The 25,250-nt window shown below is 39.1% G+C and carries 26 protein-coding genes and 1 riboswitch; of the genes, 17 read left to right on the top strand and 9 right to left on the bottom strand.

Translation table 11 applies throughout. The features are described 5' to 3' along the window. Positions 1–146 precede the first annotated feature (146 nt). A complete protein-coding gene (locus A3M5_RS0105130) occupies positions 147–629 on the bottom strand; it encodes a YhcN/YlaJ family sporulation lipoprotein (RefSeq protein ID WP_018392690.1) in 483 nt (160 codons plus the stop codon). A gap of 254 nt (positions 630–883) precedes the next feature. Then, on the bottom strand, positions 884–1,660 hold the full coding sequence (locus A3M5_RS0105135) for a divergent polysaccharide deacetylase family protein (RefSeq protein ID WP_018392691.1): 777 nt from the start codon (positions 1,658–1,660) through the stop codon (positions 884–886). Between the two features lie 124 nt (positions 1,661–1,784). On the opposite strand from A3M5_RS0105135, the gene A3M5_RS0105140 reads away from it, so the two are divergent. Further along, positions 1,785–2,009, top strand: a complete 225-nt coding sequence (locus A3M5_RS0105140; protein WP_026221591.1) for a hypothetical protein — start codon at positions 1,785–1,787, stop codon at positions 2,007–2,009. A gap of 549 nt (positions 2,010–2,558) precedes the next feature. Here the strand turns inward: A3M5_RS0105140 and A3M5_RS0105145 are convergent. Continuing rightward, positions 2,559–3,425, bottom strand: a complete 867-nt coding sequence (locus A3M5_RS0105145) for a hypothetical protein (protein ID WP_018392693.1) — start codon at positions 3,423–3,425, stop codon at positions 2,559–2,561. A 546-nt stretch (positions 3,426–3,971) separates the two neighbouring features. Continuing rightward, positions 3,972–4,280 carry a DUF3139 domain-containing protein gene (locus A3M5_RS0105150; protein WP_018392694.1) on the bottom strand — a complete coding sequence of 103 codons (309 nt, stop codon included), beginning with the start codon at positions 4,278–4,280 and terminating at the stop codon, positions 3,972–3,974. 66 nt (positions 4,281–4,346) lie between these two features. On the opposite strand from A3M5_RS0105150, the gene A3M5_RS0105155 reads away from it, so the two are divergent. The 9 genes from A3M5_RS0105155 (at position 4,347) to A3M5_RS0105200 (ending at position 14,552) form a co-directional block, all read left to right on the top strand. Beyond that, positions 4,347–4,658: a hypothetical protein gene (locus tag A3M5_RS0105155; protein WP_018392695.1), complete on the top strand. Its 312-nt coding sequence runs from the start codon at positions 4,347–4,349 to the stop codon at positions 4,656–4,658. A 41-nt stretch (positions 4,659–4,699) separates the two neighbouring features. Beyond that, complete coding sequence (locus tag A3M5_RS0105160; protein WP_018392696.1) at positions 4,700–4,954, top strand: hypothetical protein; 255 nt, start codon at positions 4,700–4,702, stop codon at positions 4,952–4,954. Between the two features lie 51 nt (positions 4,955–5,005). Continuing rightward, positions 5,006–6,643 (top strand): spore germination protein, encoded by a 1,638-nt coding sequence (locus A3M5_RS0105165; RefSeq protein ID WP_018392697.1) that lies wholly within the window; start codon positions 5,006–5,008, stop codon positions 6,641–6,643. Next, complete coding sequence (locus A3M5_RS0105170; RefSeq protein WP_018392698.1) at positions 6,633–7,862, top strand: Ger(x)C family spore germination protein; 1,230 nt, start codon at positions 6,633–6,635, stop codon at positions 7,860–7,862. Before A3M5_RS0105165 ends, A3M5_RS0105170 begins: the two co-directional genes overlap by 11 nt. A 7-nt stretch (positions 7,863–7,869) precedes the next feature. Continuing rightward, positions 7,870–8,967, top strand: coding sequence for a GerAB/ArcD/ProY family transporter (locus A3M5_RS0105175; RefSeq protein ID WP_018392699.1), 1,098 nt, complete (start codon positions 7,870–7,872; stop codon positions 8,965–8,967). A 354-nt stretch (positions 8,968–9,321) separates the two neighbouring features. After that, the gene (locus A3M5_RS0105185; protein ID WP_018392701.1) at positions 9,322–10,950 is read left to right on the top strand and encodes a spore germination protein; all 1,629 of its coding nucleotides are present in this window, start codon (positions 9,322–9,324) and stop codon (positions 10,948–10,950) included. After that, entirely contained in the window at positions 10,940–12,169 is a 1,230-nt protein-coding gene (locus tag A3M5_RS0105190; protein WP_018392702.1) for a Ger(x)C family spore germination protein, read from the top strand. Before A3M5_RS0105185 ends, A3M5_RS0105190 begins: the two co-directional genes overlap by 11 nt. A gap of 7 nt (positions 12,170–12,176) precedes the next feature. Continuing rightward, positions 12,177–13,274 carry a GerAB/ArcD/ProY family transporter gene (locus A3M5_RS0105195; RefSeq protein WP_018392703.1) on the top strand — a complete coding sequence of 366 codons (1,098 nt, stop codon included), beginning with the start codon at positions 12,177–12,179 and terminating at the stop codon, positions 13,272–13,274. A gap of 180 nt (positions 13,275–13,454) precedes the next feature. Beyond that, on the top strand, positions 13,455–14,552 hold the full coding sequence (locus A3M5_RS0105200) for a GerAB/ArcD/ProY family transporter (protein ID WP_018392704.1): 1,098 nt from the start codon (positions 13,455–13,457) through the stop codon (positions 14,550–14,552). A 346-nt stretch (positions 14,553–14,898) separates the two neighbouring features. Here the strand turns inward: A3M5_RS0105200 and A3M5_RS24395 are convergent, their stop codons facing one another. Then, positions 14,899–15,006: a YjcZ family sporulation protein gene (locus tag A3M5_RS24395; RefSeq protein ID WP_018392705.1), complete on the bottom strand. Its 108-nt coding sequence runs from the start codon at positions 15,004–15,006 to the stop codon at positions 14,899–14,901. A 790-nt stretch (positions 15,007–15,796) separates the two neighbouring features. On the opposite strand from A3M5_RS24395, the gene A3M5_RS25195 reads away from it, so the two are divergent. The 3 genes from A3M5_RS25195 to A3M5_RS0105225 all read left to right on the top strand — a co-directional run bounded on the left by A3M5_RS25195 (position 15,797) and on the right by A3M5_RS0105225 (position 17,553). Beyond that, entirely contained in the window at positions 15,797–15,964 is a 168-nt protein-coding gene (locus tag A3M5_RS25195; protein ID WP_018392707.1) for a hypothetical protein, read from the top strand. Between the two features lie 554 nt (positions 15,965–16,518). Next, positions 16,519–16,605: riboswitch (cyclic di-GMP riboswitch) on the top strand. A gap of 52 nt (positions 16,606–16,657) precedes the next feature. Further along, positions 16,658–16,981, top strand: coding sequence for a hypothetical protein (locus A3M5_RS0105220; RefSeq protein ID WP_018392708.1), 324 nt, complete (start codon positions 16,658–16,660; stop codon positions 16,979–16,981). Between the two features lie 2 nt (positions 16,982–16,983). Beyond that, complete coding sequence (locus A3M5_RS0105225) at positions 16,984–17,553, top strand: helix-turn-helix domain-containing protein (protein ID WP_018392709.1); 570 nt, start codon at positions 16,984–16,986, stop codon at positions 17,551–17,553. 317 nt (positions 17,554–17,870) lie between these two features. Here the strand turns inward: A3M5_RS0105225 and A3M5_RS25710 are convergent, their stop codons facing one another. After that, complete coding sequence (locus A3M5_RS25710) at positions 17,871–18,014, bottom strand: hypothetical protein (protein WP_018392710.1); 144 nt, start codon at positions 18,012–18,014, stop codon at positions 17,871–17,873. A gap of 645 nt (positions 18,015–18,659) precedes the next feature. On the opposite strand from A3M5_RS25710, the gene A3M5_RS0105235 reads away from it, so the two are divergent. Further along, entirely contained in the window at positions 18,660–19,568 is a 909-nt protein-coding gene (locus A3M5_RS0105235) for an LCP family glycopolymer transferase (protein WP_018392711.1), read from the top strand. 622 nt (positions 19,569–20,190) lie between these two features. Then, positions 20,191–21,540: an FAD-binding oxidoreductase gene (locus A3M5_RS0105240; RefSeq protein ID WP_018392712.1), complete on the top strand. Its 1,350-nt coding sequence runs from the start codon at positions 20,191–20,193 to the stop codon at positions 21,538–21,540. Positions 21,541–21,760: 220 nt separating this feature from the next. On the opposite strand, the gene A3M5_RS22285 is transcribed toward A3M5_RS0105240, so the two are convergent. Together A3M5_RS22285 and A3M5_RS0105250 are read right to left on the bottom strand one after the other, a co-directional pair. After that, the gene (locus tag A3M5_RS22285) at positions 21,761–21,940 is read right to left on the bottom strand and encodes a hypothetical protein (RefSeq protein WP_018392713.1); all 180 of its coding nucleotides are present in this window, start codon (positions 21,938–21,940) and stop codon (positions 21,761–21,763) included. 240 nt (positions 21,941–22,180) lie between these two features. Beyond that, positions 22,181–22,426 carry a DUF2164 domain-containing protein gene (locus tag A3M5_RS0105250; RefSeq protein WP_018392714.1) on the bottom strand — a complete coding sequence of 82 codons (246 nt, stop codon included), beginning with the start codon at positions 22,424–22,426 and terminating at the stop codon, positions 22,181–22,183. 578 nt (positions 22,427–23,004) lie between these two features. On the opposite strand from A3M5_RS0105250, the gene A3M5_RS0105255 reads away from it, so the two are divergent. Together A3M5_RS0105255 and A3M5_RS0105260 are read left to right on the top strand one after the other, a co-directional pair. Continuing rightward, positions 23,005–24,153 (top strand): MFS transporter, encoded by a 1,149-nt coding sequence (locus tag A3M5_RS0105255; protein WP_018392715.1) that lies wholly within the window; start codon positions 23,005–23,007, stop codon positions 24,151–24,153. Positions 24,154–24,165: 12 nt separating this feature from the next. Next, on the top strand, positions 24,166–24,396 hold the full coding sequence (locus A3M5_RS0105260; protein WP_018392716.1) for a hypothetical protein: 231 nt from the start codon (positions 24,166–24,168) through the stop codon (positions 24,394–24,396). Positions 24,397–24,620: 224 nt separating this feature from the next. Here A3M5_RS0105260 and A3M5_RS0105265 read toward each other — a convergent pair whose 3' ends face one another. Then, positions 24,621–25,160, bottom strand: a complete 540-nt coding sequence (locus A3M5_RS0105265) for a helix-turn-helix domain-containing protein (RefSeq protein ID WP_018392717.1) — start codon at positions 25,158–25,160, stop codon at positions 24,621–24,623. Between the last annotated feature and the right edge of the window lie 90 nt (positions 25,161–25,250).

The raw sequence follows: 25,250 nt of genomic DNA on the forward strand, positions 1-25,250 counted from the left end.
ACCCTCCACAAACGGCTTATAGTAAGGACAGTATTAGTATCAATGTAAAAGGCGAAGCTAATAGTAGCAGTAACATCAAAGAAAATATAAACAGCAAAAGCCCTGCTCGTGTGTGTGGCTTTTGCTGTTTATTTATGGCACTAGACTTATTTAGAATGAGCGTCAGGAAAAACTCTACCAATCATGTCATTAAATTCTTCAAATAAGCCCTCTACAGGTTTGCCTTCCTTGAATTTAGTTCCATAATCCTTCATTCGGCTTACAAAGTGAGGATTTGCTGACACAAATACTTTCTGAATATTTGAATTATCGGATAATATTAGGTCGGAAATCTTGTCTTTTAAGGCATCTGTTATCTCTTCGTTATTTGAATCCTTCATGGCAACGGCAACATAGGCAATGCGTTCTGAAACGAGCACAGTTGCATTCTCGATGTCCTCAAACCTGACGATTTGTTCTGCAATCTTATCAGCCACATCTACCCGCTTTTCATGATTTTGAAGATCATCAGTAGTTGTCTTCACATTCTCGTCAACAGCCTCATCTTTTACGGCCTTGTTGTTTTGATTACATCCTATCAATGCCACGGTGACCAGACAAGCCATAGCAAAAAGTTTTAGTATCCCCATAAGTGTAATCCTCCCTTATTTTAGATACAACAATTAACGTGTACAATTAGAGGATTTAGTATACAGTGGAACTTTCTTATTTAAGTTGATTCTCCGCATGCTACAAGCCTTGTCCTAACATGGTTTTTCAATTGGCCCGAACAGGTTTCTAAACAAGATGACCCGGGCACAATACCGAGGACACCTACTGGTTGCAGGAGTAGCGGAATTTTTTAAACTGCCCGTTTTACGGGTACAGTTCACTCTTATTATTATTAAGTGGGTTCTTTATGAATCGGTTTATATTCTGGAATTAATTCTGACACCGAAACAATGTTTGCCTTTTTTTCGTATAAGGGTATATATTCTTTTAAAACACTAACCATCATTGACCCGGATATCCCCACATGACCAATGGCAACTAGCTGTTCATATTCGGTTAATTTTTCCGCCAGTTTTTTGCTTTGTTTTGTAATATGCTGGGTTGTATATACATCATCAAAAAAGAAATCATTTTCCAAAAAAGGGACGTTCATTTCCTTAGCCAGCTTCCCGACGACACTTTTTCCCGTCGTCTTGCTATCGAGATAAAAAAGCCCGTTTTCCTTACACACCTCCAGAACAATTTTCATCACTCTTTCGTCCTCTGTTGCTTTTGAGCCCATATGATGATTCATTCCGACAGCGTGAGGTACATCTTTAATAGCGGCCTCTACACGCTTACGGATTTCCTTATCGCTTAAATCAGTAGTAATTGCGCCTGGACCAAGCCAGCTTTTCTTCCCAATTTTCGGCTCCATTGGTAAATGAACAATAACTTCATGCCCATATTGGTTAGCGAGCTCCGCATCTTCTTTCGTTGAAGGCATAAAAGGCATAATTGCAACGGTCAGCTTTACCGGGAGCTTAATCATCTCCTCCGTCCCCTTCATATTATTACCTAAATCATCAATAACTATGGACAAATTACTCTTCGGTGAAGAGAGAGGTTCAGCTAACACTGGCTGAGATAAAGAAAAAAGAAGAAAGACACTGCTAATCCAAATTTTCATCTCATCACTCCTTGTTTTTTTATTAGCATTTCCCATTGTTCTTAAAATTACAGTGAGTAATGAATACATCCATACCATTTTAAGACAACTTTTTGTATGTAATTTAAAGCTTTTTCGAAATATAATGAACGGGTTATTGCTTACGTCGAAAGAAGAGAAAATGCCAATTGAGATCATATACATGGGTGCGGATAATACGATCACGAAACGGCGTATTATCCGCACGAGTATGGACGACAACTTTATTAAGGCTTATTGCTTCATCGGAAATTGGAAGAGGACGTTTAAGCTTGAGACCATTTTAGCAGCTGCCAAACCACGCGAAAGAAAAGTGGTTAAATATACTTGAAAATACATTTGCCAAGAAGCAAAGAGGTCTAGTGCTATAATATAAACAATAGATGACCGAAATTTCGACCAAAAAACGACCAAAATTTTTGATCAATGTTCATTCGTGACAGTAAAGAGCGAATTGTACATAAGTGCTTTTTAAAGCATACGTTCCTATCCGTTAAAAAGAAAAAACCTGTCTTAAAAAGAGACAGGTTGGGTGAGAGTTGTTAAATTGGCTGCCGGCTCTTCATCTTGCTGCTGTTTATCTTCTAATTCTGTTTCTTTGTCGGCCAAATCTTTTTCGCATTCTTCAAGGAATTTCTCTTTTTACACTAACTCATCTTGCTTTTTTTGCTGTTCTGCAGCGAGTCATCTGTCTGTGGTGTAGTATTAGTTGAATCTTCAGCAGGTTCCACGAAAGCAATGGCAAGGAATAAAGCAAGAATTATTCCGCCTGTTGTAACCCATCCAGGTTTTGAAATAGTATTTTGACCATGCTTTTTTAGTTCATTCTGATAAATTTCATATACGTACGATCAAAAATCTTAGGCGTGTAGGGCCAGCGTTATTTTTTTGAATAAATCAATTTATCAAGTTGCTCAATATATGCTTTCTTTGAAGGTAATGGCTGGTACTTTATACTTCCGTCGGCGTTGTACGATTCACTGAAACGTATAGTAAATGAACCCGCCTGATGGTCACCAATACCTTTAGCTAGGATCTTTTTAGCAGTTACTTCATCAGGCCATTTATAAATACTAACTACCTCAGTGGTGATAAGTTGAACACATTTAAATTTCATACAATTAATGGTATTATCTCTTGGTTCAGGAACAGATAACCCTGCAGATTTGAAAGCCACTAAAACTTTACTGGCTCGTGGTGGATTTGCACATATAGAAAATGACTCGTGTTCTTTTGCATCATACTGGTAAGTAAAATCGATAGTTTCCGTATCTGACCCGGTTTGTGCTTGACCGATATTATCGAGGACAAGACGGCCAGATGCAATAGGGTATTTTGAAGGACTGTCTTTTTTTAAGATATCCACAAAAATAGAAGCTACTTTTACATCTTTTTCTTTGGCCATTTTTCTAGTGTGGGCAACTAAATTTTTTAGTTCTGTCTCATTTGTAGAATTTGTTTCTAAAGTCAACCTCCATCTACCGAGTTCAGCAAGATCATCTTTCACAATCGAGTATTCAGGGATTTTCGTTTTTTCTTTTTCTACGGATTTCGGCTTACTTGCAGATTGTTGTTGTATGTCTGCTCCATTCTCAGAAGAGAACGTAGGTACTTCAACACCAGTTAGCTTCCCAATGCCTACAAAAATTACGGCGAATAGATAAAAATAAATAACCCCCGAAATGATCTTATTCTTGCGTTTGTCTGATCGAAATCCAGAGACTTTCTTCAAAAAACTTTTTTTCATATGATATAATAACCAATCCTAATCTGTATTTGGTAAATAAATAATCTATAAATATCACGAAAATAGAACTACTAAATAAATAAAATAAACACACGCTACAGCGTGCTAATAATTCATGATTAATGTTTCTATCTATCTTCCTATAAAAAAGAGATGAATTCTACTTTATTCCTTCGACAAATAGTGACAAACAGCACGTAAGATATAGAGTCCTTTTCGTTTATCCGTAATACAACACCATAGCACGTTGTATCAGCCAACGTTCAAGCCCGCTCTTTAGCAAAGTCATGCTCAACACCAAATGAAGAAATGTATGTTTGGTATGATTATACGGCTAACGGGGCAGGTTAGTTCAATAAGACCTGATTTTTAAGCGACTTTATTGTTACTGATTTTGAGCAAATTAGTAAAGGTTAAATAAAATTAAACAACTATTTTAAACACCGTCCGAATAATCGAGCGGTGTTATGTATGTTTATAGCATAGAAATTAAACAACTTTATTATCGCTACACAAGAAAAATAACTTTACCCGTTCGTAATATAACTATCGTTCCTGATGTTTCCCATCACTATACCAAGATGTTTGTGTATAAATATTAGGGGAATCCGTATGAGAATAAGTATAATCCGCATGGGGTTCGTCTGCAAAATATACTTTCACATTAGGAAACAATAAATCTTCACTTTTTAGATCATAATATGGTTCCATAGTTAAAACATCTTCCTCGTTATATCCTTGTTCTTTTAAATGTTTCATGACCACATCCTTAGCATATTCCAATCTCCAATGATAATATCCAATATACAAAAGAAAAATAATCAATATTATGCTAAATAATCTAATCTTTATCATATTTCCCACCTTATTGATTAAATTGTATTATGCTGGAATTGTAACATAATAAAAGGTGTAGAAGAAATGAGTAAAATGTCAGGAAAATGTATTTTAAGTTTACTAAGTTTTCTGCTGGTTTTTTCACACTTTCCGTCAGACCGTTCAATAGACGCTTCATCAAACGAAGTTAATCAGCTTGATCAACAAGAGTTTAATGAATTAAAACACAAGAGAATTATCGGTAAAAATATTCCTTACGAGGCGTTGATTGACGGTTTTGACGAGGAGGATATGTTAAAGGAAATAGATAAAAATGATGATGTGGCTGCTTATGATTTAATGCTCAATGATAGCGGTGAAATAGTATCCGTTCTAAAAAAGATAATAGGATATTAAATAACTATTTTAAAACACCATCTAAATAAGGGGAAGGTGTTTTGTATGCTTATAAAAGAAAAGTAAAAGCAATAAAAGAGCAGCTGCTTAAACGAGTCGAAGTTTGTGGTAATTATACAGCAAAATCCTATCTTAATGATTGGAAGAAGCAGGTGCCTGAAGGAATAGTAACGTGGAAGACTTCAACAGGATTAATAGATGGGATACATGTTTTTCTGGGAGAATTAGATAGTAATTTAGAATACACTAAAAAACAATCGTCTTTGCCTATTAAAGCAACCAATAAGTATAAGTAAGGAGGTACTCGCATAGAATATGTGAAAAAGAAAGAAAGGTAGTTTGATATGATGTTTTCATTCTTCAAGCAAAAAAAACAACAGAAAAACAGAGTGAATCCACAACAGCCAAAAGAAGAGATCTATGCACATAAGCCTTCTATCATGATCGACTTTTCTCTCTCCAAAAATCTGGAGGACATCAAACGAATAACAGGAAACAGCCCGGATATTGTCATTCGAAAAGTCAAAATCGGCGATCAGGCAAAAATAGACGCAGCGGTTCTTTTTGTGAAAGGACTCGTGGACAGTCAAGCCGTGAACGATTTATTCATTGAGTCGATCATGAAGAGCAGCCCTTTACAGGAAAACCTCGATCTTCAAGGCATGATGGAGCTGATCGCTGATAAAGTCATTCCGCTCGGTCAAGTTCAATCGATGCGTAACCAGGAGGAAATCGTTGGCTCCTTAATGGCAGGCAATACAATCATTCTGATTGATGGAATAGACGAAGCGCTGTCAGCCGGTACACAGGGCGGGGAAAAACGATCCATTCAAGAGCCGACGACGCATGTTTCGATCCGCGGATCCAAAGAAGGATTTACGGAAACGAATGAAACCAACATCGCCATGGTTCGCCGGATTATTAAAAGCCCGGATGTATGGGTGGAATCGATGACAATCGGGAAAATGACGAAAACAGACGTTTCGATTATGTACCTAAAAGGCATAGCGAAAGAGGACATCGTGGAAGAAGTACGGACACGATTAAAAAGAATTGATATTGACGGCATCCTTGAATCGGGCTATATCGAACAATTGATTGAAGATCAGACCATGACGCCCTTCCCAACGATTGAAAACACGGAAAGGCCCGATATGGTCGCGGGCAATCTTCTTTCAGGAAGGATCGCGATTTTTATTAACGGGACGCCGTTTGTGCTTCTCGTTCCTGCTATTTTTGTTGAATTTTTCCAGACTTTTGAAGATTACAGTAGCCGTTTTGATATCGCCAATGGCCTCCGCTTGTTACGCGTCCTTGCTTTCTTTATTTCTCTTGTGGGACCTGCTCTTTATGTAGGGGCGACAACGTTCCATCAAGAGATGATCCCGACCCAACTGGTCTTTATTATTGCGGCCCAACGGGAAGCCGTGCCGTTTCCGGCCGTTGTCGAAGCGCTTATTATGGAATTAACCTTTGAAATTTTACGTGAAGCGGGGCTCCGTCTGCCAAAAGCGATCGGGTCGACCGTCTCGATCGTAGGGGCTCTCGTCATCGGACAAGCGGCCGTGCAAGCGGGAATTGTATCACCGGCGATGGTCATTGTCGTCTCTATTACCGCCATCGCCAGTTTTGCGACACCTGCTTATGGGCTGGCCATTTCAGCCCGTTTGATTCGGTTTGCCTTTATCATCAGCGCGGCCACCTTTGGCTTTTTCGGGTTAATTCTCGCTTTCTTTCTGATGATTGTTCATCTGTGCAGCTTGCGTTCATTCGGGGTTCCCTATATGACTCCGTTTGCCCCATTTTTCCCGACCAATTTCAAAGAGACGTTTTTCCGAAGACCTTTATGGGCAATGAACGAAAGATCACGAATAGTCGCTGGGGACAATATCATTCGTCAAGGCGAAAACCAGAAACCGCAGCCTCCGATCTCTCGTGAGATGATCATGACAGACCAGAAAGAAGGGGACACGCATGAATCGTAAAGGGGTGTTTCTTTTTTTGCTGGTCATAAGCGTGTGTTTCCTTTCTGGATGCTGGAGCAAAAGAGAATTAACCGATCTCGCCTTTATCTCCGCCTATGCCCTTGATCTCAATGAGGAGGGAAACTATGAAGCGACCATACAAGTAATTAATCCAGGGAACATCACCAGTGGACTTCAAGGCGGAGGTGGGGGGTCATCCTCTCCACCCGTTATTGTGTATTCGGTCACGGGAGAAAACTTGAGTGATATGGACGCCCTTCTCACCAAAAAACTCTCCCGAGCGCCTTATTACGCCCATACCGATCTGGTCGTTATTAGCGAGGAACTGGCCAAAGAAGAAGGGCTTCCGCCCATCCTGGATGAGCTTGACCGCGACATCGAATTCCGGACGACGACGGCGATCGTTATCGCGAAGGAGACAAAAGCGAAAGATTTACTCACAACATTGACAGGGACGGATCGAATACCTTCGACAAACATTGTAAAAACGCTGGATGAAACAGAAAAAATTTTAGGTGAAAACTTACGTGTCGATGTTCATGAGTTAATTACTCAAGTCACCTCCACGGGGAAAGAACCGCTTCTGTCCGGTTTCACATTAAAAGGGGATCCCCTGGAGGGGAAAACGATGGAAAATGTTCAATCATCGGAACTTGAAGCGGCTCCTGAAGCGGATGGATTGGCGGTTTTTAAGGAAGGGAAGCTGATTGACTGGATAGAAGGGGAAACGGCGCGAGGAACGCTGTGGACACTGGATAAAATCAAAACTACAACAGTCAGCATGAGCTGGGAAAAAGAGAAAAAAGCCATTGCCTATAAAGTGATGCGCCAAAAAACGAAGGTCTCTGCGACCCTCACAAAAGGGGAGCCTACACTATCGATTTCAACGCGAGCAGAAGGAGATATTGCCGAAGTAAAAGTGCCGGTGGATCTGATGGACCTACATGTCATTAAAAAGATTGAAAAGGAGCTTGAGAAAGAAATCAAGAACGAAATCGAAAAAGCGGTCCAGCAAGCGCAAAAAGACAAATCGGACATTTTCGGGTTTGGCGAAGTCGTGCACCGTACCGATCCAAAAGCGTGGAAGAAGCTTGAAAAGGAGTGGAATGACCGTACGTTTGCGGAATTAGACGTCGACGTAAAAGTTGAGGCGTTTATACGCCGTACAGGATTAGTCAACAACTCCCTTCATACAACGTTGAAAAAGGAAGGAGAGTGAGCACGTGATGGAAAAAGCGAAAATAAGTGCCTATCAGCTATTTACACTCATCATTTTATTTGAAATCGGTACTGCCGCAGTGTTTCCGGTTGGAGCAGGCGCGGAACAAAGCTCTTGGCTGGCGATTCTCATTGCCATGGCTGGCGGTTTTTGCTTATTTTTCATTCATTACGGCCTTTACCGCTACTATCCGGATCTCTCGCCGACGGAATATATGCAAATTTTACTAGGATCCATTTTAGGAAAAATACTTGCCTTCTGTTATGTTCTCTATTTTGTGTATATAGCCGCAAACATCTTGCGCGCTTTCGGGGTAATGCTGGTCACCATTGCTTACCCGGCAACACCTGTATTTATCATCAATGCCCTGTTCATTCTGGTGATCATTTATACGGTTTATAAAGGAATTGAAGTCATCTCCCGAACCAGTGAAGTGTTGTTTGTCGGCATGTGCCTGCTTCTCTTGAGCGGCTTCCTTTTAATGATCATTTCAGGAAATATTCATCTTGAAAACTTAAAACCGGTACTCGAAAAAGGACTTTCTCCGGTGATCAAAACGGTTTTCCGTGACACATTGTACTTTCCATTCGGACAAATAGTCGCATTTGCGATGATTTTACCTTATGTCAAGGAACGTGAAAAAGTGAAACGCACCGGATTATGGGCTATGGGCATGAGTGGCCTCTTATTGGCCCTTTTCGCAGCGGGTGACATAAGTGTTCTCGGTGTTGATCATACTTCCCGTTCACAATTTCCTCTTCTCGCTTCGATTCAGTCGATTGAAGTAGCCGGATTTTTGGAGCGTTTGGATATTTATTTTATCCTATTTGTAATGATCGGCGGTTTTTTAAAATTAAGTATCTTTTTCTATGTGGCAGTGATGGGAGCGTCTCATTTATTTCAAGTAAAACATCCATCCCATCTTGCTTATCCGATGGGAATAGTCGTTTTACTTGGATCCATGGCCGTCGTAAGCAGTTATACAGAATATATTCAAGAATGGAGGACCGTTGTATCGCCGTATATCGAGCCCTCAATTCAAGTCATCCTTCCGATCTTGCTTCTCATCATTGCTTTTTTCAAAAATAGAAAGAAAGCAGGATAGAAAGAATAGGCTATTTTTTATTATTTATTCGGTACTTTACGAATGCTACATAGTGACTGTAATGGAATATATGCAGATCTCAGTCGAGATCCCCACTTCATACACTAGAATATTTGTAAGAATCGAATCGTCTAATGCTGATGTAAAGATTGAGTTTTTAAAAGAAGAAACAGAAAGTATAAAAGAAAAAGTAAAAGCAATCAAAGAGCAGCAGCTTAAACGAGTCGAATGAGAAAAAGCCGTATCAGTGAATGAGCTGGTACGGCTTTTTTATTTATTAAACAACCAATAAGTATAGGACTGGAAGTACTCGGACAGAATGGATGAAAAAAGAAAGAAAGGTAAGTTAATACGATGCTTTCATTCTTTAAGCAAAAGAAAAACAGAAGCAATCCACAACAGCCAAAAGAGGAGATCTATGCAAAAAAGCCGTCTGTCATGATCGACTTTTCTCTCTCCAAAAATCTGGAGGACATCAAACGAATCACTGGAAACAGCCCGGATATTGTCATTCGAAAAGTCAAAATCGGCTATCAGGCAAAAATGGACGCAGCGGTTCTTTTTGTGAAAGGACTTGTGGACAGTCAAGCCGTGGACAATTTCTTCATTGAGGCGATCATGAAGAGCAACCATTTACAGGAAAAACTTACTACTGAAGACCTGATGGGTCTGATTAAGGATGAGGTCATTCCGCTCGGTCAAGTTCAATCGATGCGTAACCAGGAAGAAGTCGTCGACTCCTTAATGGCGGGCAATACGATCATTCTGATGGATGGAATCGATGAAGCGCTGACAGCCGGTACACAGGGCGGGGAAAAACGATCCATTCAAGAGCCGACGACGCATATTTCGATCCGTGGATCCAAAGAAGGATTTACGGAAACCAATGAAACCAACATCGCCATGGTTCGCCGGATTATTAAAAGCCCGGATGTATGGGTAGAATCGATGACAATCGGACAAATGACGAAAACAGACGTTTCCATTATGTACCTAAAAGGCATAGCGAAAGAGGACGTCGTGAAAGAAGTGCGTACACGATTAAACAGAATTGACATTGACGGCATCCTTGAATCGGGCTATATCGAACAATTGATTGAAGATCAGACCATGACGCCCTTCCCGACGATTGATAACACGGAAAGGCCTGATATGGTCGCGGCCAATCTTCTGGAAGGAAGGATCGCGATTTTGATTAACGGAACGCCGTTTGTGCTTCTTGTTCCCGCTCTTTTCGTTGGATTTTTCCAGACTATTGAAGACTATAGCAGCCGTGTTGATATCGCCAATGGCCTCCGCTTTTTACGCGTCCTTGCTTTCTTTATTTCTCTTACGGGACCTGCACTTTACGTAGCGGCAACGACGTTCCATCAAGAGATGATCCCGACCCAACTGGTCTTTATTATTGCGGCCCAACGGGAAGCCGTGCCGTTTCCAGCCGTTGTCGAAGCGCTTATTATGGAATTAACCTTTGAAATTTTACGTGAAGCGGGGCTCCGTCTGCCCAAAGCGATCGGGTCGACCGTCTCGATCGTAGGGGCTCTCGTCATCGGGCAAGCGGCCGTGCAAGCGGGGATTGTATCCCCGGCCATGGTCATTGTCGTCTCTGTTACCGCCATCGCTAGTTTTGCGACACCTGCTTATGGGATGGCTATTTCCGCCCGTTTGATTCGCTTTGCCTTTATCATCAGCGCGGCCACCTTTGGCTTTTTCGGCTTAATTCTCGCGTTCTTTCTGATGATTGTTCATCTGTGCAGCTTGCGTTCATTCGGGGTTCCGTATATGAGCCCGTTTGCGCCATTCTCTCCGTCCAATTTCAAAGAGGCGTTTTTTCGAAGACCTTTATGGGCGATGAACGAAAGACCACGGATGGTCGTTGGGAAGAATGTAACACGTCAAGGCGAGAACCAGAAACCGCAGCCTCCGATCTCTCGTGAAATGATCATGACAGACCAGAAAGAAGGGAACACGCATGAATCGTAAAGGGATGTTTCTTTTTTTGCTGGCCATCAGCGTGTGTTTCCTTTCTGGATGCTGGAGCAAAAGAGAATTAACCGATCTGGCCTTTATCTCTGCTTATTCCCTTGATCTAACTGAAGAGGGAAACTATGAAGCGACTGTACAAGTGATTAGTCCAGGGAACATCACCAGTGGACTTCAAGGCGGAGGCGGTGGGTCATCCTCTCCACCCGTTATTGTGTATTCGGTCACAGGAGAAAACTTGAGTGATATGGACGCCCTTGTCACCAAAAAACTCTCCCGAACGCCTTATTACGCCCATACCGATCTGGTCGTTATTAGCGATGAACTGGCCAAAAAAGATGGGCTTCCACCTATCTTGGATGAGCTTGACCGCGACATCGAATTCCGGACGACGACGGCGATCGTCATCGCGAAGGAGACAAAAGCGAAAGATTTACTCACAACATTGACGGGGACGGATCGAGTACCTGCGACAAACATTGTAAAAATGCTGGATACGACAGAAAAAACTCTAGGGGAAACGTTACGTGTCAATGTTCATGAGTTAATTACTCAAGTCACCTCCACGGGGAAAGAACCGGTTTTGCCTGTTATCACATTAAAAGGGGATCCTATGCAGGGGAAAACGGTGAAAAGCGTTCAATCAACGGAACTGGAAGCGGCTCCTGAAGCGGATGGATTGGCCATGTTTAAAGAAGGAAAGCTGATTGACTGGATGGACGGGGAAACCGCACAGGGAACAGTGTGGATACTGGATAAAATTCAAACAACCATTACAAGCATTAGCTGGGAAAAAGAAAAAAAAGCCATTGCCTATAAAGTGATGCGTCAAAAAACGAAGGTCTCTGCGACCCTTACAAAAGGGAAGCCAAAACTATCGATTTCAACGCGAGCTGAAGGAGATATTGCGGAAGTCAAAGTGCCGGTGGAACTGACGGATCCGCACGTCATCAAAAAGATTGAAAAGGAGCTTGAAAAAGAAATCAAGAGTGAAATCGAAAAAGCGGTCCAGCAAGCGCAAAAAAACAAATCAGACATTTTCGGGTTTGGCGAAGTCGTGCACCGTACCGATCCAAAAGCGTGGAAAAAGCTTGAAAAGGAGTGGAAGGACCGTACGTTTGCGGAATTAGACGTCGACGTAAAGGTTGAGGCGCTTATACGCCGCACGGGATTAGTCAACAACTCCCTTCATACAACGTTGAAAAAGGAAGGGAAGTGATCACGTGATGGAAAAAGCGAAAATGAGTGCCTATCAGCTCTTCACACTTATTCTTTTATTTGAACTTGGCAGTACCTTGGTGCTTCCACTTGCCAGTGAGGCGAAACAAGACGCTTGGCTGGCGATACTTATCGCAATGGCTGGCGGTTTTTGCCTGTTTTTCATTTATTACCGCCTTTATCACTACTATCCGGATCTTCCGCTGACGGAATATGTGCAAATATTACTAGGATCCGTTTTAGGAAAAATACTTGCCTTCTGTTATGTTCTCTATTTTGTATATGGAGCTGCAGCCATATTACGTGCTTTCGGGGAAATGCTGGTCACCATTGCTTACCCGGCAACGCCTTTATTTGTCATCCATGCCCTGTTTATTTTGGTGATCGTTTATATGGTTTATAAAGGAATTGAAGTCGTCTCCCGAACAAGTGAAGTGTTGTTTGTCGGCATGTGCCTGCTTCTCTTGAGCGCCTTTCTTTTAATGATGATTTCAGGAAATATTCATATTGAAAACGTAAAACCAATACTGGAAGAAGGACTTTCGCCGGTGATCAAAACCGCTTTCACAGACTCGTTGTACTTCCCATTTGGACAAATCATCCTCTTTGCGATGATTTTCCCTTATGTCAAGGAACGTGAAAAAGTGAAACGCACCGGATTATGGGCAATGGGAATTAGTGGCTTGGTATTGTCACTTGTCGCAGCGGTTAACATAAGTGTTCTCGGTTTGGAGAATGCCTCACGTGCACAATTTCCCCTTCTAGCTTCGATCCAGTCGATTGAAGTAGCCGGATTTTTGGAGCGTTTGGATATTTATTATATCCTTTTTGCGATGCTCGGCGGGTTTTTCAAAATAAGTATCCATTTCTATGCGGCGGTGATGGGAGCGTCTCATTTATTTCATGTAAAACATCCTTCCCGTCTTGCTTATCCGATGGGCATGGTCGTTTTACTTATATCCATGGCCATCGCAAGCAGTTATACGGAATATATTCAAGTTTGGATAAAGGTTGAATCGCCGTATCTCAGTCCCTCATTTCAAGTAATCATTCCGATTCTTCTTCTCATCATTGCTTTTTTCAAAAACAGAAAGAAAGCAGCATAGAAAGAATAGGTTCCCTTTATATCATGTATTCGTTATCGTCATTGTAAAAAGTAGAGATCCAAAAAGGAGGATGATCTTATGATAGAAAAAGAAAAGGTAATCCAAATTTATCAGGATGTATTGAATGGAAAAAGAGCATGATTCCCTCAACATTGAAAAAAGAAGGGAAGTGATCACGTGATGGAAAAAGCGAAAATGAGTGCCTATCAGCTCTTCACACTCATCCTTTTATTTGAAACTGGCAGTGCCGTATTTTTTCCGATTGCCTTAGACGCGAAACAGGACGCCTGGCTGGCGGTTCTCATCGCCATGGCCGGTGGTTTTTGCCTGTTTTTCATTTATTACGGCCTTTACCGCTACTATCCGGATCTTCCGCTGACGGAATATGTGCAAAGATTACTAGGATCTGTTTTAGGAAAAGTGCTCGCCTTCTGTTATGTTCTTTATTTTGTGTATATAGCCGCAGACATATTGCGCGGTTTCGGGGCATTGCTGACCACCATTGCTTACCCCGCAACCCCTTTATTTATCATCAATGCCCTGTTCATTCTGGTGATCGTTTATACGGTTTATAAAGGAATTGAAGTCATCTCCCGAACCAGTGAAGTGTTGTTTGTCGGCATGTGCCTGCTTCTCTTGAGCGGTTTCCTTTTACTTATCATTTCAGGACTCATTCATCTTGAAAACTTAAAACCGGTACTCGAAGAAGGACTTTCACCGGTGATCAAAACCGCTATTACCCAAACGTTGTACTTCCCATTTGGACAAATCATCGTCTTTGCGATGATCTTTCCTTATGTCAAGGAACATGAAAAAGTGAAACGCACCGGATTATGGGCAATGGGCATGAGTGGCCTTCTATTGGCCCTTGTCGCAGCAGGTAACATAAGTGTTCTCGGTGTTGATCTTACTTCACATGCACAATTTCCTTCTCTAGCTTCGATCCAGTCGATTGAAGTAGCCGGATTTTTGGAGCGTTTGGATATTTATTTTATCCTATTTGTGATGATCGGCGGTTTTTTAAACATAAGTATCTCTTTCTATGCGGCGGTGATGGGAGCGTCTCATTTATTTCATGTGAAACATCCTTCCCGTCTTGCTTATCCGATGGGCATAGTCATTTTACTTGCATCCATGGTCACTGCAAGCAATTATATAGAATATGTTCAACAATGGAGGGAGGTTTTCTCTCGGTATTTCGAACCCTCGTTCCAAGTCATCATTCCTATTCTTCTTCTCATCATTGCTTTTTTCAAAAACAGAAAGAAAGCAGCATAGAAAGAATAGGTTCCCTTTTTATCCATTATTCGTTATCGTCATTCGGAGTGTGTGTTTCTATAACTTAGACCTAACGGGGAAAAACATTATAGTGTTAAAAACTAAACATTTTATGTCACAGTTCGAACAAACTATGAAGCAATGAGGATGGGGCGAAATGTTGCAGGATGCGTAAAACGTTCACAAATATTGAATTAAAAAAAGCGGCTGTATTTACTTCATACAGTCGCTCAATATTAGATAGGTGGCTACAGCAGGGGGAGGAGGCAAAAGCAAAAGCAAAAGCAAAAGCAAAAGCTAGATTAATTCAAAAAGGTCTTACGGATAATAGGTTGCTTCCTAGCAGTCAGTATCCGCCACCCATGAAAGATGCGCCAACGATGATTAACAAAATGAACAAAACAACAATTAGCACAAAGCTAGAGCCGTATCCACCAGATTTTTCACAACTCATAATTATCACCTCTTTTTAAATATAGTATGAAAAAATAGAGCCGAGTCTTGTACGAATGGTTCTATAAAAATCAAAAAGTGTTATCTGCAACGATTACAGCCATGTGAGTGATTACGGTGACTATGTGATGGATTCATGTAATTTTGTGATGGATCCATGTGACATTGTGATGGATCCATATAGCCCGGATCTACGACGACGTTTCTTGTCACAGGCTGATAAATATGGCGAGGAACGTTAACAATATGCTGCCGATTAACATTCACGATTGGGTGAATGACAGGAACCTCGCGTTTAATGTAGGAATCATGAAATACACACTTTGGGGGACAAATTATTGGTCTAATAGGACGACACATCCAAAACACCTCCTTGTTTACTATAATAGATGCACTATGAAGCGATTTGGAAACGGACAAACATCATGGGTGAGATTTTAAATTTGTTAAAAATGACATACACACAATGCAGGTAGCTATCTGCTCTTTTGAAAAGAAGACGATTATCGTAGGGCATTTGAGCAAGTTGGAAATACTAGAGTTACGAGCTTCGGGATGGAAACACCAGAGGGAAAAGAGAAATGGGATTCTGATTGCGAGGTAAAAAGGGAGGAAGCTCGATGTCAGGAATTATCGATGACGGCCAGGCTTCCGGACAGCATGAAGTGGCAGTTTTTATTCACGGCGGCGGATCATCACAGGGGCTATGAAAAATATGAATGAATTAAGCAACAAAGAAAGTCGGCTGGATATAGTCGATATGATAATAGACTTGTTAACGGGGAATTGGCATGTATTTTGTAATTGTTCCAGGTGGATTTTGTGCATACAACATTGAAAGTTTTGAAATGCTAGATGAAGCGAAAGATCGGGTGAAAGAGCTCATTGAAGTAGGACATAGAATAGCACGGTTGGCGCAGAAAATCCCGATGAAAATCAAAGTGGCAGTCGAGTTTTAAACAAAAAATAGCCAGGTTAATACCTGACTGTAAAAGAGTTGAAAAATGACAAAATAGGGTTGGGATATGACGGGAAACCGTCGTATAAAAACAGTATACCCATTCTAGAAAAGTTTATACAAAAAGATCGAGATTTCTCCTGTCCAGGCGAATTTAGAGCGGGCGGAGCAGAAAATTGAAGATCGGAAAAACGGCAGCCTTTTTCTTGTTTCATAAGAAAGGTTACTTTGTGTCGTCAGGAAAAGGAAGTTTAGTCAAGTTTCTGCATTGTATAGGAATATGGTTCTATTACAGTAACGTTGTCAATTTTTATACGGCGATCAGTCAACAGTATTTAAGACATGTAAAATAGACTATAGAGTACCTTTGGTATGTATCTCCCCCATAAAATGAGTAACAATAGCTGAATTTCTTATTAAATGAACCAATAAGTCTCCTATAAATGAGTAAATATACTTTAATAAATAATGAGTAAAATGAACTTTAATAATTGAAATAATTACTATTTTTGTTGACGTGACATTATTCGACATGATTTAATGTATATAAATTCTTAATGAAAAAGGCAAACTTATCGAAAGGTAAGGACGCAAAGCCATGGGTCTAATGTTCTGGTGAATTATGACAGCCAGGTTGCCAAATAGGGCTTTAACCCCGTATTTGGATCAATAACTGTTTAAGGTAGGGTGAAAAATGCGGGGAGAAAAAAATGAATTAAAAATGAACGTTGAAAAGTTTTTTTTGTTATTACAAAACTATCCGGATGACTTTGATTCGACTTCAGTATTTGTAAGGTTTTTGCGATCTTTTTTAAGGGTAAATGCTCGCGGGAAAATGTTACCTACTATTGAAATAATGACATTGATAAAAGAGCAGAAACCTAATGTGTTTCGTTCGATGAGCAAACTTTCAGAAGAAGATAACATGTTAGCCTTTTTGACTAGTTTATCGATGGATTTTCAACAAGCAGAAAGCCGACTCCAATCCATTTACGAAGGTAAAAGAGTAGGGCAATAAGGATGAGACGAAAATGGACAGATAAAGATGTTTACTTTTTAGAAAAACGGGTTGGGAACTGCTCCTTATCAGCCATCGCAAGCCAACTTAATCGAAGTGAGACAGCTATTTCGTTGAAATTAAAGAGACTGGGCCTGGGGAACACTAAAAACGCTACGGGCTTCTTAACTAGTAGTGAGTTAGCTGAAGCGTTAAATGTGGACAGAAAAACAGTATACAATTGGATTCAGTTTCATGGACTTGAATCAACATCGCGTATAACATGTTATAAACGAAAATTTTACTTAATTGACGTTCATTCTTTTTGGAAATGGGCTGAACAAAACCAAGAGAAAATCGATTTCAGTATCATTGAAAAACATGCCCTGCCTCCTGAACCAGATTGGATAGATGAAGCTCGTCAGACTAGTACAGACAAGAAAATAAAGACATATAAACGTTGGACAACAAAAGAAATTGAACTCCTTTTAAAGTGGAAAAAAGAAGGGTTAAGTTTCAAAGAGATTGCCGAAAAGCTGAATAGAAGCAGAGTTAGCGTTGAGCGTCGTTACGCACGATGTCAAAATAGCTAATAGTAAGGTTTGGAGCGTATAGAAAAGAGTACAGATTCCGTGAGTACTCTTTTTTGTTGTACAGTTACTATATATGTGAGCAGGGTAAATTTTTAATTACTTTTATTTTTCGGAATAATTTCTTGTGCAGAAAAATAGAGGGTATGTGTTAAAATAACAAAAATTAAATATTAAAGGAAATGATATTTTTGTTTATTAAATCATCTATTCTTTTTCAATATCTCTCATTAAAGAGAAAGTCGGATTGAATCCGTTCATTCGAAAAGAAGAATAACAAACAGCCCGCCTACTCGTCATGAGTAGACGGGCGATTTTTATTATGATAATTTGTCTTTTTTAAAAGCTCTTAAATAACCCATTGACGCTGCATATGTTGCTGCTCTTGGCGGAATCCCTTTTTTCTTTAATTCATCCACAGTATTTTGAATCTTTTTCCTAGCATTCACATTATCTTGGTTCAAATAGAACAACTCCTTATTATTTTCTATTTTCCCTTTTTGTCTTTTACGAGTGTATAGCCACCCTGGACTTATTTTGTCAACTAAAAGAGGTAAGTATACAAAAAGGACCGGCAGCAGCCAGTCAATCTCGTTCAGTTTTATATTCAACTAGCCAGTTATTTAAATAAAAGGAAAGGCTAATACTTTCCTCGTTTCATGTTTAGATACGTAAGCAGGGTGATCGGATCAGAAGCGGCGCCAGCTTGGTATACTTTTTTCAACTCTGTGCAGTTCTGATAGGACTCATATAGGGCAACAGGTTTTGGTTCTGCCTCAACAAGAGAGTAAGTAAAGAAAAAACTCCACCAATGAAAGAAAGAGTTTTGGGAATTTCTATTTTGATCAAAAGAAGAGTCATCTCATAAGAGAGAAGGGACAAAAAAGTGTGTTTTAAGCTTTATCAGCATTTGTTGCAAACAAGTTGATATAGATTCCTTCAAACTATTTTTCGAATTCTTCAAAAGCCTGTTGGATAAAGCCTCTCCTATTCGGGGCTATTGGTTTTGAGAATAAAACCAAAGCGACATATTTAAAAACAGCCTGTCTTGAAAATCGCTTGGAAGGATATGATATTATTAAGTCACATTACATTAGGGAGCCGTGTATATGCGAAGACAAGACAAGCGAAAAAAAAAACGAAGTAAAAGTAGCTTTTTAGTAGGTTTCTTTTTGATCGTGCTGCTGGTCGGGGCGGGTATTACATTTATGTTCTATCAGTTCGTCGAAAATACGTTGAGCGGTGAAGACCTTTATTCAGACAAACGGACAGATGATGTGTCACTCCAGGATAAAGAGGGGTTTACGGTTCTTTTACTTGGCGTGGATGAGCAGGAAGGAGACACAGGCCGTTCTGATACGATGCTGTTTATGTCCGTGAACAGGGAAGAAAATAAGGCGAAAATACTAAGCATTCCCCGGGATACACGTGTAGAGATTGTGGGAAAAGGCACGAAAGATAAAATTAATCATGCCTATGCATTCGGTGGTGTGAAAATGGCAGCGAAAACGGTTGAAAACTTTCTTGATGTTCCGGTAGATTATTATGTAGAAATAAACATGAAAGGCCTGGAGGAAATTGTAGATGCTGTCGGCGGTGTGGAAGTACAAAATGATTTTACTTTTTCATATGGCGGAGATGATTTTGCTGAAGGACGCATTACATTAAGCGGATCTGAAGCATTGAACTACACGCGAATGCGCAAGGAAGATCCAAACGGCGACTTTGGCAGACAGGCCCGGCAGCGTCAAGTGATTGAAAGCATTTTAAGCAAAGGGAATGACGTGGAAATGATATTCAGATTTACAGATGTGATGAAGGCGATTCGTGACAACGTACAAACGAACTTGTCGTTTAGAGATACGATCGCTATTTATGCATCAACACGTGATAACATTGAATCCCTAACAATTGACGGTAATGATGAAAGAATCGGTGGCGTTTACTATTATGTAGTGGATGATGAAGAAGTATCACGTGTATCAGATGAATTTAAAGAACATTTAAATTTGAAATAAAGAATCAGGCTAAAAGAGCTGATTCTTTTTTCGATAAGAAGAGAGTGATGATTCGAAAGAAGAAAAAGTTGAATTGAGGGAAAATCCTCCCGAAGAAGGTTATATTGTTAAGAAGTTTGAAAATAATATAATAAAGGAATTATTAAATTCAAGAAAACAGACAAAAAGGCCGGTTTTTTTCGGTCTTTTTTCTTTGGTTAAAAATTAGTACTGAATTTTAACAGAGCCTAATTCAAAATAATTATACTTATATATTGAAATAAAAAGATGTTTGGAAGGGAGAAATTAGTTAGATGAGAAAGCGGCCAAATCATGAAATAAGAGCATTTCACACTTGGAATGTATTAATAAAAAGGACGGAGGAAAAGAGACTCACAATTTAGAAAGAGCTTGAAGAAAAAGTTGGTGTACATCATAGAGTCTGCAGCTATCTTTAGAATTAATGGAGGCGAACCTTACCATTTTTTACTTATCCACTTTAGGCTGAGGTTATTCCTTTTATCTGCAAAATTCTCGGACATTTCGAAATCCATACTCCTCCCTTATTAAGCATGTGCCTTTCTCAAAGGTCTTTCATAGTATATAACATTCACTCTACATCATTTGAGAAAGGGGTTCTATTTTGGAGAAGATAAAGCTTACAGGGCGAATTGTTACCCCTGATGATTCTGAATATGAACAGGCAAGAATAAATAATAACTTAAGCATTCCAAAATTCCCGAGTAAAATTGTATTTTGTCAAAATACTGAAGATGTATTAAATGCATTGAGGTGGGTAAGGGAAAATCGTACACCATTTCGGATGAGGAGCGGCCGGCATAGCTATGAAAATTTTTCATTAGTCAATGATGGTCTGATCATTGATGTCAGCGAAATGGACGAAATTATTATCAATGGTAAAGAAATGACAGCGAAAATAGAAGCCGGCGCTAATTTGGGGCATGTATATAATAAATTATGGGAATACGGTATGACTATTCCAGCAGGCACCGAAAGCAGTGTAGGTGTTATTGGCCTTACACTCGGTGGGGGAATAGGTATGTTAACACGACTGTTTGGACTTACTTGTGACAATTTGATTGAAATTGAAATGGTAAGGGCAAGTGGACATAGAGGTGCCGAGCTTATTAAAGCAAACAAGAATCACAATAGTGATCTATTTTGGGCTTGTTGCGGAGGCGGTGGCGGAAATTTTGGTATTGTCACGTCCCTTACATTCAAGCTGCATCGTATTTCAAAGGTGTCAGTCTTCTCCGTTACATGGGGATGGGATGATTTCGAGGCTGCATTTAATGCATGGCAAAATTGGGCACCTAACACGGATGAACGTTTAACTTCACAAATTGAATTAAAATCAAAGGAAGCAAACCAAATTATCGCTCAAGGTGAATTTGTTGGTCCATCATCCAAGTTAAAGGAGCTTCTTCGGCCTTTAACGACCATCGGCTCACCAACAAGTGTATGGGTAAAGGAAGTCCCGTACATTGAAGCTGTGCGATTCTTTGACGTACCAAGTGGAAACCGACCAGCTCTCCGTAAGAGATCAGGATCCTTTCTTGAAAAACCTTTTCCACCTAAAGCAATCTTGACGATGAAACAATTTTTAGCAAACGCTCCAAATGAAAATTCTGGCATATGGCATCAATCTTTGGGAGGTGCAGCAGGCCGGATAGCCCCTAATGAAACGGCTTTCTATTACCGGGACGCCATTATCGCTCAAGAGTATCTGGCTACATGGAACAATTCCGTAGAAGAACGGCAAAACATCCGCTGGATAGAAGAATTAAAGAGAGCACTATCTCGATATACAACGGGTGACTATGTGAATTTTCCGGATCGGTATATCAAAGATTGGCCAACAGCGTACTATGGAGATAATTTTAAGCGGCTTCGAGAAGTGAAAACGGAATATGATTCATTCAACCTATTTAATTTCCCTCAAAGTATCCCTCCTTTTAAGAAGTGGTTTTAAATGGTAAGTATCAGTTAGATACATTACGGTGAGCCATAAATAAGGATAAACCAAAGAAAAAATCCCGTTGGATTTGTTATTCTTCTAACGGGATTTTTAGGGTTTTAATTTAAAGTTCATTAGATTAAGGCTTTATTAGCGACTGATGTTGATACCCTTGTTAAACGAACGGGGCAGGTTAGTTTAACAAGGGTATAGTAAAACAACAATAATTAAAAGATTAAGAAATCTTCTTTGTTGGACGATCCTTTATTTTTTTCTCTGAAATAGTCTGCTGTGTAAAGGATTTCTCTGTTTCAGTTTTAGAGGTCATTCCTTTTGGTAGTGCCACTAAAGAACCAATAAAGACAACGCCTAAAATCATTGAAATAATCCATCCAAAAATTTCGATCGGTAACATAATATGAACTCCTCCTTTATTTAATAAATTTGGATTAAGTAGTATGTATACCCATTAAATGAGGATTTAAACATAGAGGGATTTTGAAATTAGGAAACAGTCAATGAGTATTAGATGGTGGAGTAATAGGCAGTATATTCAAACTATGAACTAAAAAGGAAATGAGAGCTGATCAACAGTAAAACACAAACTGTGAAGTAAAAGAGTGAACTATGATCTAATTCACTCTTGAAAAATTAATTATCTTTTTATCGGACGTTCTAGAGTTAATATTTCATCTTCAAGTGAGGAAAATTGCTGTTCAACTACATGTTTAACATCTAAAACAGCAGCGTTATAGAAATGAGGAGCAAGTGAATCTTTAACGAAATCTAATACTCTTTCTGCAGCAAATTCAGTTATTTCTTCATCTCTTTCTTGTGAAAAGAAATATTGAATGTCAGAAATCATTAATTGTTGTTGCTCTTTTGTAAGCTTTAAAAACAAAATAGAACACTCCTTTTAAAAATATATTACTGTAACTTTACATGCGAAATTCAGAAAAATACAGACTATATTTTTACAGATTGTTATGTCAATAAAGGAGAGAGTGAGCATCTTTAATTACGGTTAGTAGATACTAAATTTATTGCATAGTCAGTCCGTTGAAGAGAAGGAGTGGGATAAGAGAGATCAAGTTTAGAGGCTCATCTATATTGGAATTAGTTACCTCTACGCAGTGGGTTACAGATAAAGTTATTACATTTACAATAATGTTGTTTAAAAACACGAGTTATGTTATTCAACGATTGGGCGCGATTTTGGAGTAACACTGAGAATTAAACGACTTTATTGTTATATTTTTTAGTATGGTGGAGTATTTTTTATTAAAAATTAAACACCTTTATTTTAACCTTGTCCTTACTCGGATCAGGGTTATGAGTGTTTCTGTTTTTAAAATTAAATACCTTTATTTTCACTTTATAATAAGGGGATTTTTTGTCCTCTTTTAGACATCATAGAATACCTAAATCTACCTTTAAATGAATAATATCTAGGAAGGTCTTATATTGGAGGTACTCAATATGTATCATACAGGTAGAGTACATTTGATCGTGGGTTGGATTACATTGTTTCTTATGGGAACAGATTTATTTGTGGTTTCTCCATTATTGCCATTTATTTCTGAAGAGTATGGGATTCCTTCTGCCATTGCAGGATGGATGGTAACAGGCTTTGCAGTAACATATGCTATTACTGCTCCTTTTTTTGGGTGGTTATCCGATAAAAAGGGAAGGAGCTTCTTTATCACCTTGGGCTTATTTCTCTTTGTTATTTCTAATGTATTAACGGGTCTTGCTCCTTCGTTTTCATGGTTAATCATCAGTCGAGTTTTTGCCGGCTTATCTGTTGCATCTATTACACCTTTAATTTATGCAATCATTGGAGATATAGCGCCTCCTAACCGACGGGGAATATGGCTTTCTATTGTTGTTTCAGGGCATTTAATGGCCCTTTGGGCTGGGGCACCTCTTGGAACATTGTTACAGCATTTTGTTGGTTGGCGTTCGGTATTTTTTGGAATGGCTACTATTGGGGCATCTTTAGCCATTGTCAACTTCAAAACATGGAGAGCCATTCACCAAAAGCATTCAACTAGAAATCTCGTACAAGGGAATTTATTTAGAATACTGGGTTCAGTTAGTGTAACAGCTATCTGGGCAATTTCTATGTATACTCTTTATGTATATCTAGGGGCCGCCCTTTACTACGAAAACAAATTTTCCTCATCTGATATCGCATTAGCTGTTACCTTTTATGGAATTGGTGCCGTTTTGGGGAGTCTTTCAAGTGGGCAATTAATAAATAAGTTCGGAGAAAGCATGATTTCTAAGGTAACACTTGGTTTATTAACTATAAGCCTAATTTCCATAGGTATTTTCTTTTCATCTGGAGATTGGATTTATTTTTTCCTGTTCATGTGGGCATTGGTTGGATATGCAGGATTCACCTCATATCAGGCTCGACTTGCAGCTGAATATCCCGATAAAAGAGGTATCGTCATGGCATGGAATAATACAGCCCTTTATATTGGGATTACACTAGGTTCCATGATTGGAGGGTATGTCATCACTAATTGGGGATATTCGATGCTACCATATATTTGCGCGGGAACAGCAACCATTAGTTTCTTTCTAAGCACTCAGAGGGTAAAAGAAATAATGAAGAAATAAAGGAGGGAATCAATGAGTTTTTATTGGCTTGGTCTTATTTTTTGGTGCTTAATTGGGGCTTCGGTTTTTTTATTTATATGGGGTTTATGGAAAAAATCTTGGAAAGCATTATTAATTAGTGGAATCACACTAGTACTACCATCACTATATTTCTTTGGTGCAGAAAATTGGTTTAGATTAATTGTATCGCTACCTTTGATTTATTTTTTTCTTGCTTTTTACACAAGAAAAAGAGCTATGTAACTATCGGGTTCTTGTTACGTAAACAGGGGCGTTAGTTGAAGAACTAAAGAAAATGCTCGAATTTTTTTATAAAAAATAGAATTGTAATTATAAGAGAAGAAACTATTTTGATCAATCTTTGTTCAAAATAGTTTCTTTTCAAATGACTGTCGGATAAATAATGAGCTATTTGTCGAACATTCCAATCACCGGGTCGCTACAAAAGTTAGTATTATTTAATTCGTTTAAGTATCTGGAATAATTGTAACAGCGATTGTTCGAACTGGAGCATCTATTTCATTGCTCGTGGTATGGTAGTATTTTGTCATTAATTCGTTTAATTCGTTTTGAAATTGTATAAAGTGTTCCTCATCTATTTTTAATTCTACTAAAGAAAAAGTAGCACCATCTTCCCGGCAGTTTTGTTCTTCTAATTTCTTAAGATAACTTTGATATTGAGTTATAAGTGATAATTGATAATATGAAACATAATCAAGCTTTTTCTCACTAGAAGCTTTTTTCCAATCTTCTACATTAAGCCTAGCCTCAATTTCATTTAAAGCGTAATATTTTTCGGAAACAGATTTCACCTTTTTTTCTTTAATAACGCGAATAATACCAGAATCCAACATGACTTGTATATGTCTATATAAAGTTGCTTGAGGTACATCTTTAATAATTTTTACCATTTCTAAAGGTGTTAATCCATTGTCTTTATTCCTCATTAGTACCTGAGAAATTTTCATTCTTACTGGATGCAATAAAACTTCAACTTTATTAACCATAATGTTCTCCTCGTTTGTGTTTAATAATTGTTTTTCTATTTACCATCAATTTTATTCTTATTATAAATAATGAGAATAGGTATTGCAATG

Source organism: Bacillus sp. 37MA (assembly GCF_000372765.1).
GTDB classification, from domain to species: Bacteria; Bacillota; Bacilli; order Bacillales; family Domibacillaceae; genus Domibacillus; species Domibacillus aminovorans.